This window comes from Chryseobacterium arthrosphaerae (assembly GCF_001684965.1).
Lineage (GTDB): Bacteria > Bacteroidota > Bacteroidia > Flavobacteriales > Weeksellaceae > Chryseobacterium > Chryseobacterium arthrosphaerae.
This window is the reverse complement of sequence record NZ_MAYG01000001.1, coordinates 2,424,557-2,438,618: the sequence shown is the minus strand read 5'-3', so window position 1 is coordinate 2,438,618 and position 14,062 is coordinate 2,424,557. Positions and strand designations below refer to the sequence as shown.

15 protein-coding genes are annotated in these 14,062 nt (G+C 38.3%); 7 read left to right on the top strand and 8 right to left on the bottom strand.

Annotation, left to right across the window (positions count from 1 at the left end; translation table 11 throughout):
• Positions 1–59: 59 nt before the first annotated feature.
• Positions 60–995, bottom strand: coding sequence for a helix-turn-helix domain-containing protein (locus BBI00_RS10960; RefSeq protein WP_065398805.1), 936 nt, complete (start codon positions 993–995; stop codon positions 60–62).
• Positions 996–1,175: 180 nt separating this feature from the next.
• On the opposite strand from BBI00_RS10960, the gene BBI00_RS10955 reads away from it, so the two are divergent.
• Together BBI00_RS10955 and BBI00_RS10950 are read left to right on the top strand one after the other, a co-directional pair.
• Complete coding sequence (locus BBI00_RS10955) at positions 1,176–2,705, top strand: aldehyde dehydrogenase family protein (RefSeq protein ID WP_065398804.1); 1,530 nt, start codon at positions 1,176–1,178, stop codon at positions 2,703–2,705.
• A gap of 345 nt (positions 2,706–3,050) precedes the next feature.
• The gene (locus BBI00_RS10950) at positions 3,051–3,434 is read left to right on the top strand and encodes a DUF779 domain-containing protein (protein WP_065398803.1); all 384 of its coding nucleotides are present in this window, start codon (positions 3,051–3,053) and stop codon (positions 3,432–3,434) included.
• A gap of 53 nt (positions 3,435–3,487) precedes the next feature.
• Here BBI00_RS10950 and BBI00_RS23675 read toward each other — a convergent pair whose 3' ends face one another.
• Entirely contained in the window at positions 3,488–3,622 is a 135-nt protein-coding gene (locus BBI00_RS23675) for a hypothetical protein (protein ID WP_262487254.1), read from the bottom strand.
• Between the two features lie 15 nt (positions 3,623–3,637).
• A complete protein-coding gene (locus tag BBI00_RS10945) occupies positions 3,638–4,843 on the bottom strand; it encodes a dicarboxylate/amino acid:cation symporter (RefSeq protein ID WP_065398802.1) in 1,206 nt (401 codons plus the stop codon).
• A 94-nt stretch (positions 4,844–4,937) separates the two neighbouring features.
• Here BBI00_RS10945 and BBI00_RS10940 point away from each other — a divergent pair, with 94 nt between their 5' ends.
• Genes BBI00_RS10940 through BBI00_RS10930 form a run of 3 tightly spaced genes read left to right on the top strand, consistent with a single transcriptional unit; the run spans position 4,938 to position 6,724 of the window.
• The gene (locus tag BBI00_RS10940) at positions 4,938–5,858 is read left to right on the top strand and encodes a DnaJ C-terminal domain-containing protein (protein WP_065398801.1); all 921 of its coding nucleotides are present in this window, start codon (positions 4,938–4,940) and stop codon (positions 5,856–5,858) included.
• A 3-nt stretch (positions 5,859–5,861) separates the two neighbouring features.
• On the top strand, positions 5,862–6,164 hold the full coding sequence (locus BBI00_RS10935) for a chaperone modulator CbpM (RefSeq protein WP_065398800.1): 303 nt from the start codon (positions 5,862–5,864) through the stop codon (positions 6,162–6,164).
• A 32-nt stretch (positions 6,165–6,196) separates the two neighbouring features.
• Positions 6,197–6,724: a hypothetical protein gene (locus tag BBI00_RS10930; protein ID WP_065398799.1), complete on the top strand. Its 528-nt coding sequence runs from the start codon at positions 6,197–6,199 to the stop codon at positions 6,722–6,724.
• A 67-nt stretch (positions 6,725–6,791) separates the two neighbouring features.
• Here BBI00_RS10930 and BBI00_RS10925 read toward each other — a convergent pair whose 3' ends face one another.
• Together BBI00_RS10925 and BBI00_RS10920 are read right to left on the bottom strand one after the other, a co-directional pair.
• Entirely contained in the window at positions 6,792–7,790 is a 999-nt protein-coding gene (locus BBI00_RS10925; RefSeq protein ID WP_065398798.1) for a PLP-dependent cysteine synthase family protein, read from the bottom strand.
• Between the two features lie 111 nt (positions 7,791–7,901).
• Entirely contained in the window at positions 7,902–9,131 is a 1,230-nt protein-coding gene (locus BBI00_RS10920) for an ABC transporter permease (protein WP_065398797.1), read from the bottom strand.
• A gap of 4 nt (positions 9,132–9,135) precedes the next feature.
• On the opposite strand from BBI00_RS10920, the gene BBI00_RS10915 reads away from it, so the two are divergent.
• Positions 9,136–10,332, top strand: a complete 1,197-nt coding sequence (locus tag BBI00_RS10915) for an exo-beta-N-acetylmuramidase NamZ family protein (RefSeq protein ID WP_065399708.1) — start codon at positions 9,136–9,138, stop codon at positions 10,330–10,332.
• A gap of 149 nt (positions 10,333–10,481) precedes the next feature.
• Here BBI00_RS10915 and BBI00_RS10910 read toward each other — a convergent pair whose 3' ends face one another.
• From BBI00_RS10910 to BBI00_RS10900, 3 genes are read right to left on the bottom strand one after another with little or no spacing between them, the layout of a single operon-like run.
• A complete protein-coding gene (locus tag BBI00_RS10910; protein ID WP_065398796.1) occupies positions 10,482–10,688 on the bottom strand; it encodes a hypothetical protein in 207 nt (68 codons plus the stop codon).
• 4 nt (positions 10,689–10,692) lie between these two features.
• A complete protein-coding gene (locus tag BBI00_RS10905; RefSeq protein WP_065398795.1) occupies positions 10,693–11,319 on the bottom strand; it encodes a DUF3575 domain-containing protein in 627 nt (208 codons plus the stop codon).
• A 7-nt stretch (positions 11,320–11,326) separates the two neighbouring features.
• The gene (locus tag BBI00_RS10900; protein ID WP_065398794.1) at positions 11,327–12,505 is read right to left on the bottom strand and encodes a thioredoxin fold domain-containing protein; all 1,179 of its coding nucleotides are present in this window, start codon (positions 12,503–12,505) and stop codon (positions 11,327–11,329) included.
• A gap of 377 nt (positions 12,506–12,882) precedes the next feature.
• Between BBI00_RS10900 and BBI00_RS10895 the strand changes: the two genes are divergently transcribed.
• Positions 12,883–13,950, top strand: coding sequence for a helix-turn-helix domain-containing protein (locus BBI00_RS10895; protein ID WP_165602514.1), 1,068 nt, complete (start codon positions 12,883–12,885; stop codon positions 13,948–13,950).
• Positions 13,951–14,062: the final 112 nt, after the last annotated feature.

Below are 14,062 nucleotides of genomic sequence, written 5' to 3'. Positions count from 1 at the left end.
TGCCCCTGGAGTTTTACTTCAGGGGATTTTTTATATCAGTCGGCAGACCATCGGAAATTTTATAAACAGCTATCCGGAATCTGCTGTCTGTTCTGATAACTTTTCGGGGTAACCCCTACAAGCTGTTTGAATACCCGTGTAAAATAGTTGGTATCTGAAAATCCGGTCTGATAAGCCGTTTCTTTAATGCTGTTCTGGCTGGCCAGCAGTTCTTTAGCCTTATTGATTCTTTCCTGCAGAATAAAGTCGTTGGGAGAAGTCCCGAACTCATCTTTAAACATTTTAAAGAAATTAGATTTACTCACATACGCGAGTTTTGCAATACTGTCTATGGAAAGCTTCTGGTGCAGGTTTCTTTTGATATAATCTACCACAAACCCTATTCTTGATCTATTTTTTACAATATTCTTTTCAACCATACTTCTGGCCTGGGTCTGCATCAGTCTGATCAGAAGTTCTTTCAGGGCAAAATCAGCCATGATGTCCTTCTGGGAATTATCATCCATAGCAATTCTCATGATATTATTGGTAGCAGAAGCCAATGCCTGATTATTAAAAAGAAAATATTCATCCAGCTGGATATTCCATTGGGAAGACTCATCCACTTTAGGAAGATTATAATTTAAATAATTGAGAGAATTCTCTATAAAATCAGGATTAAGGCTCAAAGAAATACATTGTGTAGGCGTATTGTCTGCTTCCGGAAAATCGATCACCATTGTTTCCCCCGGAGCCACCAGAATACTTTCTCCCGGAAAATAATCAAAATAACCGGTTTTATTATCCAGTTTCATATGTTTTTTGCCCCGCAGCATTGCTGTGAATGCTATATTTTCAAAATGAAGTTTTACCCCAAAAGCAGCCTTATGCGTTTCATAAATACTGAACTCACAATTATTCAGATTGAATTTTGTCTGGTTTTCAACAAGGCTCAATAGTTGGTTTTCCTTACGTAATTCGGGAGTATTTAATAAAATCTTACTATTGTTGTTCATTTCTGGCTTTTTTTGATAGGGAAGTATCTCAAATATATAAAATTTGGCTCTACGTTGCTGTTAATAAAATTATAAAATTCAACTCTGTAGTATTCTGCACTTTTTTTATACGATTGTGCTATGCTTTTTTTTTCCGGACCTGTAAATTGGCATTATTCAAAAAATTAAAATAATACAGATATGAGCACTCTTACAGAACCCAGATCAACAACTCTTTTACAAAGACCAGAGTTCAAAAGCAGATATGATAATTATATTGACGGAAAATTTACACCCCCTGTTAAAGGACAGTATTTTGATGTTGTCTCTCCGGTAGACGGGAAGAATTTTACCCAGGTAGCCCATTCATCCAAAGAAGATTTGGAACTGGCTGTAGACGCTGCAGCAAAAGCTTTTCAAACCTGGAAAAATACTTCATCCACAGAGAGAAGTATTATCCTGAATAAAATTGCAGACAGAATAGAGCAGAACCTTGAATATCTGGCGACAGTAGAAACCATAGACAATGGGAAAGCGGTCAGAGAAACATTGGCAGCCGATTTACCGTTGGCCATTGATCATTTCAGATACTTTGCCTCGGTAATCCGTGCAGATGAAGGTTCTCATAACGAGTTGGACAAGGATACCGTATCACTGATCGTGCATGAACCTCTTGGGGTCATTGCCCAGATCATCCCGTGGAATTTTCCGATCCTGATGGCGGTCTGGAAACTGGCTCCGGCACTGGCAGCAGGAAACTGTGTCGTATTGAAGCCGGCAGAAAGTACCCCTGTTTCCATTATGATTCTGATGGAGCTGATCGGGGATTTATTACCTGCAGGTGTCATCAATATTGTCAATGGTTTCGGTGCTGAGCTGGGAAGAGCATTAGTAACAAATCCTAAGGTAGCTAAGGCTGCATTTACCGGATCTACAGCTACAGGACGACTTGTAATGCAGTATGCCACTGAAAATATTATTCCGGTGACATTGGAATTAGGAGGAAAATCGCCGAATGTTTTCTTCAATTCAGTGATGGATGCAGACGATGAATTTTTAGATAAAGCCATTGAAGGAGCCGTTCTTTTTGCTCTTAATCAGGGAGAGATTTGTACATGCCCTTCAAGGCTGCTGGTTCAGGAAGGCATAGCCGATGCTTTTATTGAAAAAGTAATCGAAAGAGTAAAAGCCATCAAAGTAGGAAATCCTTTGGATAAAACTGTAATGATGGGAGCTCAGGCCTCTAAAATTCAAAAGGACAAAATTCTTTCCTATATCCAGCTGGGAATTGATGAAGGAGCTGAAGTGCTGGTAGGTGGTGATGTCAACCATTTGGGAGAAGATCTGGAAGACGGATTTTACATTCAGCCTACTATTTTCAAAGGCAATAACAGAATGAGAATTTTCCAGGAAGAAATTTTCGGTCCTGTACTCGCATTTACCACCTTTAAAGATGAGGAGGAAGCAGTGAAAATCGCCAACGATACGATGTATGGCTTGGGAGCAGGAGTATGGACGAGAGATGCCCATCAGCTGTACAATATTCCACGTCAGATAGAGGCGGGAAGAGTTTGGGTCAACCAATACCATTCTTATCCGGCCGGAGCACCTTTCGGTGGATACAAACAGTCGGGGATCGGAAGAGAAAACCATAAAATGATGCTTGATCATTACCGTCAGACCAAAAATATGCTGATCTCCTATAATAAAAACAAATTAGGCTTCTTTTAATATTAATTTTAGAGCGTGCCCGTTGCCCTGGCTTTTTCCGGGGCAGCGGTCGGGCTATTCAGGGCTGCACTTCGTTTCGGTGCTCTATTGCATTCCGCACCGGCTCGTTCCTCGCCGCCCTTACTATCCCTCACGCAGAAAAGTCTGGAAGTTACTTTGGTCATAGTATCAGCCAACCTCAGAGTTTATAAACAGAATCCTTATCCCGGACTTAGTGACATTAATATAATCATAGTGGATATTACCAACTCAAATTAGACATGATAAGAGTTGAAAGGTTCGGCAAAGATTTTGCCGGACTTTTTTACACGCGCACCTTTTTAAGTGAATTGAAAAAATAAGAAAATGGAAACAGGAATATCAAGACTTTCAGCAACAGAGAAAGCACTTGAAGTGATCAGGCAGCTCGAAGAGCAATATGGCCCTTTGATGTTTTATCAGGCAGGAGGCTGCTGCGAAGGAACACAGCCCCAATGTTTTGAAAAAGGCGGCTTCTTTCCAAGAATGAATGATGCAATGATCGGAACAATCAACGGCTATGAATTCTGGATAGACCGTGATCTTTTTGAATACTGGAAATACTCACACTTCACCCTGGATGTTACTGACGGATTCGGTCCGGGCGGTTTCTCTCTTGAAACACCTCTTGGAAAAACCTTTAAAGTACAATACAGACTTTTCACGCCCGAAGAATATGAGCATCTGGAACCTGTAAAGCGTAGTGAATAAAATTTATACTTTAATAGCAGACAAAGAAGGAGTGTACTTCTGGGTGATGTGAGTCAATTCTCTTTCAAAGTCATATTTTCCTTTTCTGATCTCTCTTTTCCTAGTCTACGAATCAGTTCTTCCTTTTGGATATTGATTTCAATAGTAAGGCTGTCATATAAACCGATACTTTTAAAAAATGAGTTCATGAATTTTTAAAAAAATTAAGAGGAGACTTTCACAAACCGGTTAACAAACATGGCTGCGACAATATCTCCTACGGCATTCAGAACAGTTGCCAGAGGATCTACCAGCGTTCCGATGATCATTACCGCCGGAATAGCCTCCTGTGGTAATTTGTAAACCGATATCATCAGCATTTCACCAATATATCCGCCATTGGGGATACCTCCCGCAACAATACTTACGAATACTGTAATTCCCAATGCTAAAAGCAGATTCGCAGGATCAAAGAAATCTTTCCCTATGATCAGAAATGCTACATAAATCTTGATAATGGATGACATTGAAGATCCGTTTTTATGCAGTGTCGTACCGATAGGAATCACCAGATTGGCAATTGAATTGGGAATCCCGATTTTGGATGCCGCCTGTAAGTTGGCAGGCATTGTGGCAAAACTGCTGCAGGTACTGATCGCTGTAAGGGTGGGATAGATGGCATTGGTCCAGAAACTTTTCACTCCTTTCTGCCCATTTGCCATAAATGCATAAATAGAAAAGAATACAAGAAAATAAACAATTCCTGCAATATAATATAGCCCTAAAGGTTTAGCATAAAATCCAAAAAGCTGTGGTCCAAGTGTAGCTACCTGATAGGCAAAGTAAGCTCCCAGTCCTACCGGGGCAAGCTTCATAACCAACAAAAGAAGTTCTTTCATCACCTCATATCCTGAAGCAATAAAAACCCTGAACGGTTTGCCCTGTTCTCCTGTTTTTCTGGCAGCAAATCCTGTGAGGAAAGCAAATACCAGCAATGCAAGCATATTTCTTCTTGAGAAAAGCTCTGTGAATTCTCCCACAGTAAAGAAACTTACAATCCGGTTTCCCCAGGTCTCATTATCTGCCGCTTCATTCATAATCTGAGAACTTCCGGTAACTCCCGAAACCGGAAAAAGATAAACGGCACATATTGTAAAAATAGCTGCTGTCAAAATAAAGAACAGAAAAGTAAGGGCCATCACAAGAATAATCCTTCCGAATTTAGACTGCTGTTCCAATGATGCAATAGAATTGGACACCGCAAAAAATACAAGGGGCACTACACTCACAAAAAGAAGATTGAGGAAAATATCTCCTAAAGGCTTGATGTATTCTACAAAACCCGGAGCTACAATTCCTATAATGCTTCCAATAGTGATTCCCAATAGTAAAAATATAATTCCGGAATAGTTCTTTAGGACCTCTTTCATGTGGTGCTTTTTTATCAAAGATAGGTTTATTTTTAACATTTCGTTATACAATTTTCAGACCTAAATTTCATAAATTTGGGTAAAGATCGTTTCTATGGCTTATATAGATTACTATAAAATTTTAGGTGTAGACAAGAATGCAACACAGGATGATATCAAAAAGGCTTATCGAAAACTGGCCAGAAAACATCATCCGGACCTTAATCCCAATGATAAAGAAGCTGAAAAGAAATTCAAAGAGCTGAATGAAGCCAATGAAGTCCTGAGCAATCCGGAAAACCGGGCAAAATATGATAAATACGGAGAACACTGGAAACATGGTGAAGAATACGAAAAAGCCCAGCAACAGCAACGCCAGTATCAGCAACAGCAGCATAGTTACGGAGGCGGAGGTTTCTCCGGAGCTGATTTTGGAGAAGGTGAAGACTTCTCAGACTTTTTCCAGGATATGTTCGGTGGCGCAGGAGGAGGCTTCGGCAGAAGTTCAAGAGGAAGAGCTTCAGGAAAATTCAAAGGGCAGGATATACAGGCAGAACTGAATCTTAACTTAAGAGATGCTGCAAAAAGTCATCCGCAAACCTTTGAGATCAATGGAAAAAAGGTAAGAATTACTATTCCCGCAGGCGTCTATGACGGACAGCAGATCAAATTGAAAGGATATGGAAATCCGGGAGTAAACGGAGGTCCGGCCGGAGATTTATATATTACTTTCAATATCCCCGTTGATCCGGATTTCGAAAGAGTAGGTGATGATCTTAAAACTAAAATTAAGATCGATCTCTACACGGCCGTTCTCGGAGGTGAAGTAAAAGTGAATACTTTGGAAGGAAGTGTAAACCTTAAAGTAAAACCGGAAACCCAGACGGGGCTTACCGTAAGACTGAAAGGAAAAGGATTCCCTGTCTACAAAAAAGAAGGCGAATACGGAGATCTTTTTGTAACCTATGAAGTGAAACTGCCTACCAACCTTACAGAAAAGCAGAAAGAACTTTTTGAACAACTAAAAAATTCCTAAGCGATGAGTGAAAGAATATCACGGGAAGAACTCGTAAAGATTTATAATATAGAAATCACTTTTTTTGATGACCTTGTAGATTACGGTCTGCTGAATATTCAGGTTGAAGATAATGTCCATTATCTGATGTATGAAGACCTGCCGGATCTGGAGAAGTTTGCCAACTGGCACTATGATCTTGAAATCAATCTTCCCGGTCTGGAAGTGATTCATAATATGCTGAAAAAACTGGATGCCTTAAACAGAAGAAACCGGGAACTGATGAATAAACTTTCTGCAATAAGTGACAAATATGAAGATATTTAATGTAGTTTTGTAGCTTTTTAAAGCAAGTCATTATGAGTGAGGAAAGGGTGATCACATTGAAACCGGACAGAAAGATTTTTGAAGATATTTATTTTAGCGGTAATCAGGGCAGCCTGCTTTTTTCACCAACGACTAAAAGCAAAACAGTTACAACTATTCTCGCTGCTCTTATCCTAGCGCTTGTATTTCTTTTTAAAGACAGTCTGAGTAAAGACAGCAAGGGAATCTTATATTTTCTGAGCTTTATCTTTCTGCTGTGTGCTGTTTTTCTTTCAGTAAGCGTTAATAAGGTTTCAAGATGGAAAAAACAGGTAAACGGCTACCTGAATCTGCTTGAAAAATGCAAAGTATATGAAATCAGATTTGACCAAAATTTTTTCACAGTCAATATTGATGGTGAAAAAGAAACCAGCGAATGGAAAGATTTTGGGTACTTCGACAGCAATAATGAATTCATTTCCATAGAAGGTAAATACAGCTATATGTTTCCCAGGAAATCAATGAGTGAGAAAGAGTATCATCTCCTTAAGAAAATCTGTAAGGAAAATATCAGGATATAAATAATAAAAAAGGAGCAAAATTTTGCTCCTTTTTTTATCTGTTACTGCAAATCTGCAGTTTCCCTTTTTAGTTTTCTTTGCTTTCTTCCAGCCAGCCCATTTCCTTCATCCACTCATCATTGTAGATTTTTCCTACATATCTTGAGCCATGGTCATGAAGTAAAACAACGATGATGTCATCTTTCGTGAACTGATCTTTCATCTGTACTAATGAAGCAATTGCGCTTCCTGCAGAATATCCGCAGAAAATACCTTCTTCTTTCGCCAGCTTTCTTGCATAGATGGCGCCATCCTTATCCGTTACTTTTTCAAAGTGATCAATCACAGACATATCATAGTTCTCAGGAATAATATCTTCCCCGATTCCTTCTGTGATATACGTGTAAGCATGGTCATAGTGAAGTTCCCCGGTCTCATGGAATTCTTTCAGGATAGACCCGTAAGTATCTACACCAATTACCTTGATATCCTTATTTTTCTCTTTGAAGAACGTTCCACAACCTGTAATGGTTCCTCCCGTTCCTGCTCCTACAACAAAGTGGGTAAGTTTTCCTTCTGTCTGTTCCCAGATTTCCGGAGCTGTAGATTCGTAATGGGCAGCTCTGTTGGAAAGGTTGTCATATTGGTTAACATACCATCCGTTTTCCGTTTCTTTAGCCAGTCTTTTGGATACTGAATAATAAGAACGCGGATCAGTAGGCTTTACATCTGTAGGACAAACAATAACTTCTGCACCTACGGCACGAAGAATATCACATTTTTCTTTGGACTGCTTGGAATTCGTTACAAAGATACATTTGTAACCTTTGATGATGGCAGCCAATGCCAATCCCATTCCGGTATTTCCGGAAGTTCCTTCAATGATGGTTCCGCCTGGTTTCAATCTGCCGTCTTTTTCAGCATCTTCTATCATTTTAAGAGCCATTCTGTCCTTCACGGAATTTCCCGGATTGAATGTCTCTACTTTTGCTAAAACTAAAGCTGGAAAATCTTCACCCAATACGTTGTTAAGTTTTACCAGCGGTGTATTACCTATAGTTTCAAGAATATTTTTTGCGTATTTCATAAATGTTTTATAAGCGGTGCAAAGATAACGCTTTTAAAATTATCCGTACTCCGGATGGTATTGAAAATAAATGAAAAGCTGCTTATAAAGCAGCTTTTCTATCTTTAAGGATTAGTTATATTTGATGGCCTTCACAGGAGAAATTTTACTGATCAGATAACTCGGAATAATTAAGGCAAGCCCGGAGATAATCAGAATTCCTACAGAAATGGAAACAATGGCAATTGGGTTAAGATCTACCGGAACGGTACTTACATAGTAGTTCTCGGGGTTCAGTTTTATTATCCCGAAGAATTTCTGAATTAAAATCAGACCAAGTCCTATGGCATTTCCATATAAAAGTCCCGGGATCATAATGATCAGGGTATAATTGATGAAGGTTGCTCTTATCTGTGAATTGCTTGCTCCCAAAGTTTTAAGAAGCCCAATAGAGTTTGTTCTTTCAATAATCAGGATCAGAAGAACCATGATAATATTAATTACCACTACAATCAGCATAATGATAATGATCAGGGCAATATTGGTGTCAAAAATACTGATCCAGTCTGTGATCTGGGGAAATTTTTCCGTTGCTTTTTCAGCATAGTTCTTGTAACCGATCAGTTTTTCTATTTCAGGGAAATCTTTATCAATATCATTAACGTTGGTAAGGAAAATATCAATTCCGCCAATCTCATCAGGTTTCATATCCTGAATTTTTCTGGCGTGATTGATTCCTCCGATAACAAATTGATCATCAATCAGTTTAATGTCGGTTTTGTAGATTCCTATAATCCGGAACTTACGGTAAAGCGGTTTCTGATCGGCTTTTAAAAATACGGTGACAATACTGTCGTTGATTTTAAGATGCAGATCGTTGGCTATTTTCTGAGAAATGGCCACATCACTATTAAATCCTTTTTCCGTTACCTTTGGAGTGGTTCCTGAAAGAAGAAATTTTTTGAATCTTAAGCTGTCAAAATCTTTCCCGATTCCTTTAAAAATAATTCCTGCAAAGTTATGTTCGTTTCGCATAACCCCTGTAACAGTCACATATTTCTGAGTGCTTGCCACATCCGGGAGTTCTTTTATTTTGGTGATATTCAGCCCTTGCTTATCAAGTACTGAGGTATTGTAAGAAGAATTTGAGCGTGTAGATCTTACGGTGATATGTCCGCTGAAATCTGCCAGCCTCTCTTTGATAGCTTTTTTTGAACCGAATCCTGTGGCGACGGTAATCAGGGATACGATGATTCCCAATGCTACGGAAAGCCTGCCAATGAAGATGATAACCCTTGAAAGGTTATTTTTGTTATCTTTGGAAAATGCTATTTTTCTAGAGAAATATAAAGGAAATTTCAAGCTTATGAATTTAGATTTCAAAATTAAAAATTTACTTCTGATTTGCCTAATTTTTTTAGGAGTATTCAACCAATATTATTCTCAGATTCAAACCCAACCGGATTTTAAAACGGGGGCAGACCAGCCCGAGGTTTATCTTCCGGTATTAAAAAATAAAACGATAGGAGTTGTCACCAATCAGACCGGTTTGATGAGTGACAGAACCCATTTGGTGGACTTTTTAGTGAAGAACGGAATCAGGATCAAAGCTATTTTTGCACCGGAACATGGTTTCAGAGGCGATGCTGATGCGGGAGCAAAAGTAAAAAACGGAGTTGATGTGAAAACAGGAATTCCCATTGTTTCTTTATATGCAAGCAATAAGAAGCCAAAACCGGAACAGCTGGCCGGAATTGATATCGTTGTTTTCGATATTCAGGACGTAGGAGTAAGATTCTATACCTATATTTCCACACTGACTTACCTGATGGAAGCTGGTGCTGAAAATAACGTTGAAGTTCTTGTGCTGGACCGTCCTAATCCACATGACGGATATACTGACGGCCCGGTATTGAGAAAAAAATGGGCAAGCTTTGTAGGCATGCATGAAGTACCTGTAGTGTATGGGCTTACAATAGGAGAATATGGAAAGATGGTCAACGGTGAAAAGTGGCTTAAAAATGGTGTACAGGCCAAATACACGATGGTTCCGATGAAGAACTATCATAAAAAGCAGCGCTATCCGATATTGGATAAACCTTCCCCTAATCTGCCTAATGATAAAGCGATCAACCTGTACCCAAGTTTATGTTTTTTTGAGGGAACTCAGGTTTCTGTGGGCAGAGGGACAGATCTTCCTTTTCAGATATATGGTTCCCCATGGACCGGAAATTTGCCTTATCAGTTTACTCCCAAGCCAAGTTATGGAGCCAAAGATCCTTTCCTGAATGGGAAATTATGTTACGGAGAAAACCTTTCTGATTATCCAAAGGATCTACGGGAACTGAACCTTGAGTGGGTCATCAAGGCCTACAAAAACTACAAAAATCCGCAACAGGATTTCTTTTTGAAAAACCTGTGGTTTGATACTTTATCCGGAACTGATGATTTAAGAAAACAGATCATTGCCGGAAAATCAATTCCGGAGATCAAAGCGTCATGGAAAAAGGATCTTGAAAACTTTGAAAAGATCAGAACCAAATATGTGGTTTATGAAGATTAATTAACATCAATCTGAAATAGAAACTTCCAACTTCAAAAAAGTTGGAAGTTATAAGTCATAGAAAATGACTTTTATCTCTGTTTTATACTTTAAAAAAATACCTGGTGTAATAAGCCTGAAGTAACTTCAGCTTTCAACCTTTGAACGTTTTAATCAAAATTCTGAGGCGGATTCTTGTCATTTTTACCCTTATTTAATATAAAGAGTCCGATCGTTAATCCTACAACACCAGCAAAAGCCGTCAGAAGTGCCCTTTGTAATTTATCCGGGAGGTCATTTCCAAGATAATTCATTAAAAAAAGGATCACAAAGGTGATCACTGAAATGATAATATGATTTTTTCCGAATGGTTTCATTGTACTATTTAAGTTTATAAGAAATCATAATGCCCCCTCTGTACGGAATGATTTCACCACTTTTATTAAATTTCTCTGCAGCATCATATCGCCTTCCTGTTGATCGGTCATAACCTTTGTAAAATCCTTGCGATGATCCTATGGTAGCATAAACGTCCAGGTTCAGGCGGTCAGACAACTGAAATTGATATCCTCCGGTGATTCCAAATGTAACAGAATATCCTTTTTGGTATAGATTAGAATTAACGAGAATTTCCCCATTCCAGTTTTCCGAAGTACCATCATTCCAATAATTCCATTTTTGAAGATTATAGGCTGAAATACCAATGTTGGCACCTATATACCAATGTTTAAAAGCTTCTTTAAAATAGTATCTGCCCTCTACAGAAAGCGAGTAAATTTGCAGTTCGTGTCCTGCAAAAGATTTCCACGGCGAAATAAAAACATCCCCCTGGATGGTATATTTTGGACTTATCTGTTTTTCAATACCCGCATTTAAAATACCTATAGGAATAAAGAGTGCATTACCTTTTATATATAAGCTTTTATCTTCATTTTGTTCCTGCTCCTGTGCTTTTAGAGACCCTATTGCAAGGAAAGCTAAAACACCCGTTAATACTCTGTATTTCATCAATCTGTTATTTTATTTGCTTTAATAATTCGTCCGCCAGTGTGGTATCTTTGCTTACCTGGGCTGCCATGTTTTTAGACATTTCTGCGTAATTTTTTGCTGTTTCCTTATTTCCCGTCAGGTAGTAAAGTTTTGCCAGGATGTAAGTATTCTCTGATGTTTCACCTCTCATCACAGATTTTTCAGCCCATTCCGTTGCTTTTTTTAATGATGATGGGGTTTTTACATGATCTGCGAATACCCATGCTGCTCTTAAAAGCTCATTAGGGTCGAATGCATCAGAGTTTTTATAATATTCTAAGGCTGCTTTTTCGTATTCCGGGAAGTTAGCATTTTGCTCATAGTAGCTAAGCTTTGTCTGATTGAGCTTTGCCATAGCGGCCTGTTTTCCTACTAACGGCTCAGCTGTTTTCATGAAATAATCATCATTGATCTTTTTGTTTTTATCATCAATAGACTGTTCCACAACTTTTGCTAATCGAAGCTGTGCGTTAAATTCATTATAAGTCTCTTCGGGTAAAAATTTAATGATCTCTGCTTTTCTGGAAACAAATACATTATAATTGGCATCTTCAGATGACTTGATAAAATAAAGCAGAAGACCAATCTCATCCTTGGTCATTTCTTCTGTTTTCTTTTTATTTTCAAAATATCTTTCTGAAGCCTTTTTGGCGAAGTCATAATCCGTACTGGAATTAAGCTTCATAATGTTGATCAGAAACTCAGGATCCTTCTCTCCACTGGTAAACCTTTCTTTAAGGGAACCTTTTTTATTCCCAGGTGAATTGATATCCTGAGCCATGGCTACAAAAAGACTTTCTTCCATATAACCGGTATTTCGGGACACCAGTTCTCCCTCACCATTCAGGAACAGGTAAGTAGGATAAGAACGTACCCCAAACTTTGCGGCAATATCCCTGCCTTCTCCCTTTTCCATGTCAAATCTTGCATTGATGAAGTTGGTATTGTAATAATCACTCACGGATTTCTGGGTGAAAACATTTTTCTCCATCATTTTGCAGGGACCGCACCATGCAGCGTAAGCATCGATGAAAACCAGTTTCTTCTCTTTTTTAGCTTTGGCTATAATATCTTTGAATGGGAGTTCCTGGAACTGAATATTAGTCTCTTGTGCTGAGATAACGATAGAGCAAAAAATAGATATCCCGGAGATGATCTTCTTCATTTTCAAATAAGATTTGTAAGCGAAGATAAATAATTTTCAAAATATAAAATGCTGAATCTGCTGATGAATAAGGATATTAACTAATTTTAAGATTTCCGTATTGTACTCTGATCGCTCCTGATTCTCTGTAAAAGAGAAACAGCATTCCACTTTTATGCTGAAAAATGAACGGATAATTTCTGTTAACTCATTCAAAAATGAGAATAAAAACAGGTTGACTGACAGTAATTATATAATTAATAGCCGATGCCGGAATTTTACTGCAAAATTATATTTACTTTTGTTATCAACACCATTGATTATCAGTTAACAATAATATTAAAGTTCATATGCTTTATCTGTCCGGAGTTTTCTTGGCTTTTTTTCTCTCTTTTCTTTTGATTACAAAAAGAAATAAAAATGCAGCTGATCTTATTTTAGCCATGTGGCTGTCATCCATAGGACTTAATCTGGCCAGTTATTATTTGTTTCTTACCGGTAAATTTACAGAATACCCCTCATTAGCTTTTCTTGGCTTTACACTGCCGCTTGTATATGGCCCGTTTCTCTATATATATGTTAAAAAACAAACTTCTCAGGGACCTTTTTCATGGAAATATTTGCTTCATTTTATTCCTTTTCTGATCTGTAATCTGTTGTTTCTGTCATTCTACACAGCTCCTTTTGAAAAAAGAGTGGAAATCTTCAGGCATGAGGGAAGCGGCTTTGAAACAGAGCTGCTGATCAGGCTGTATGCCGTTTATATTTCAGGGATTGCTTATGTATTGCTGTCTTTCCTTGCTTTGTACCGGTTCAGGAAAAATATGGTCCAGCAGTTTTCCAATACGGAAAAGATCAACTTCAACTGGCTGCTGTATCTTATTATCTGGATTGCGCTCATCTGGGGACTTGTTCTTTTCGTTAATGTGAATATTATTTACGGAGCTGTAGCAGTATTTATCGTATGGCTTGGATATTTTGGAATCAAGCAGGTCCAGGTTTTCAATCAGCCGGTATTAAGTTTTGTGGGGAATGAAATGATAGCAAGTCCTGCTATTGAAACTGAAAAAACACAGGAACATAATCTGCCTGCTGAAAAGAAATACCAAAAATCAAAGCTGACGGAAGAAAATCTGGATGAAATCCATGATCGTCTTAAACGTCTTTTGGCAGCTGAAAAGCCTTTTATTAATCCCAATCTTACCCTGAATGAACTGGCGGCAATGCTGGAAGTTCATCCCAATTATCTTTCACAGGTAATCAATTCCAAAGAAAACAAAAATTTCTATGAGCTTATCAATGAAAAAAGAATTGAAGAGTTTTTAGACAGGGTTTCAAAACCCGAAAGCAGGCAATTCACCTTACTGTCCATTGCTTTTGAATGTGGATTTAATTCTAAAACATCATTCAACAGAAATTTCAAAAAATATACGGGAGCCACTCCAAGTGAATATCAGAAAGTCTGATTTTGCGTTTCATCTTTCAGGGAGAAGGTTTCATTCTTCATATGTGTAACATAATCAATGGGTTGTGTTTTGTTTTTTTGTGGGTTCAACTTTCCTGATGGGGCGGTTTGCT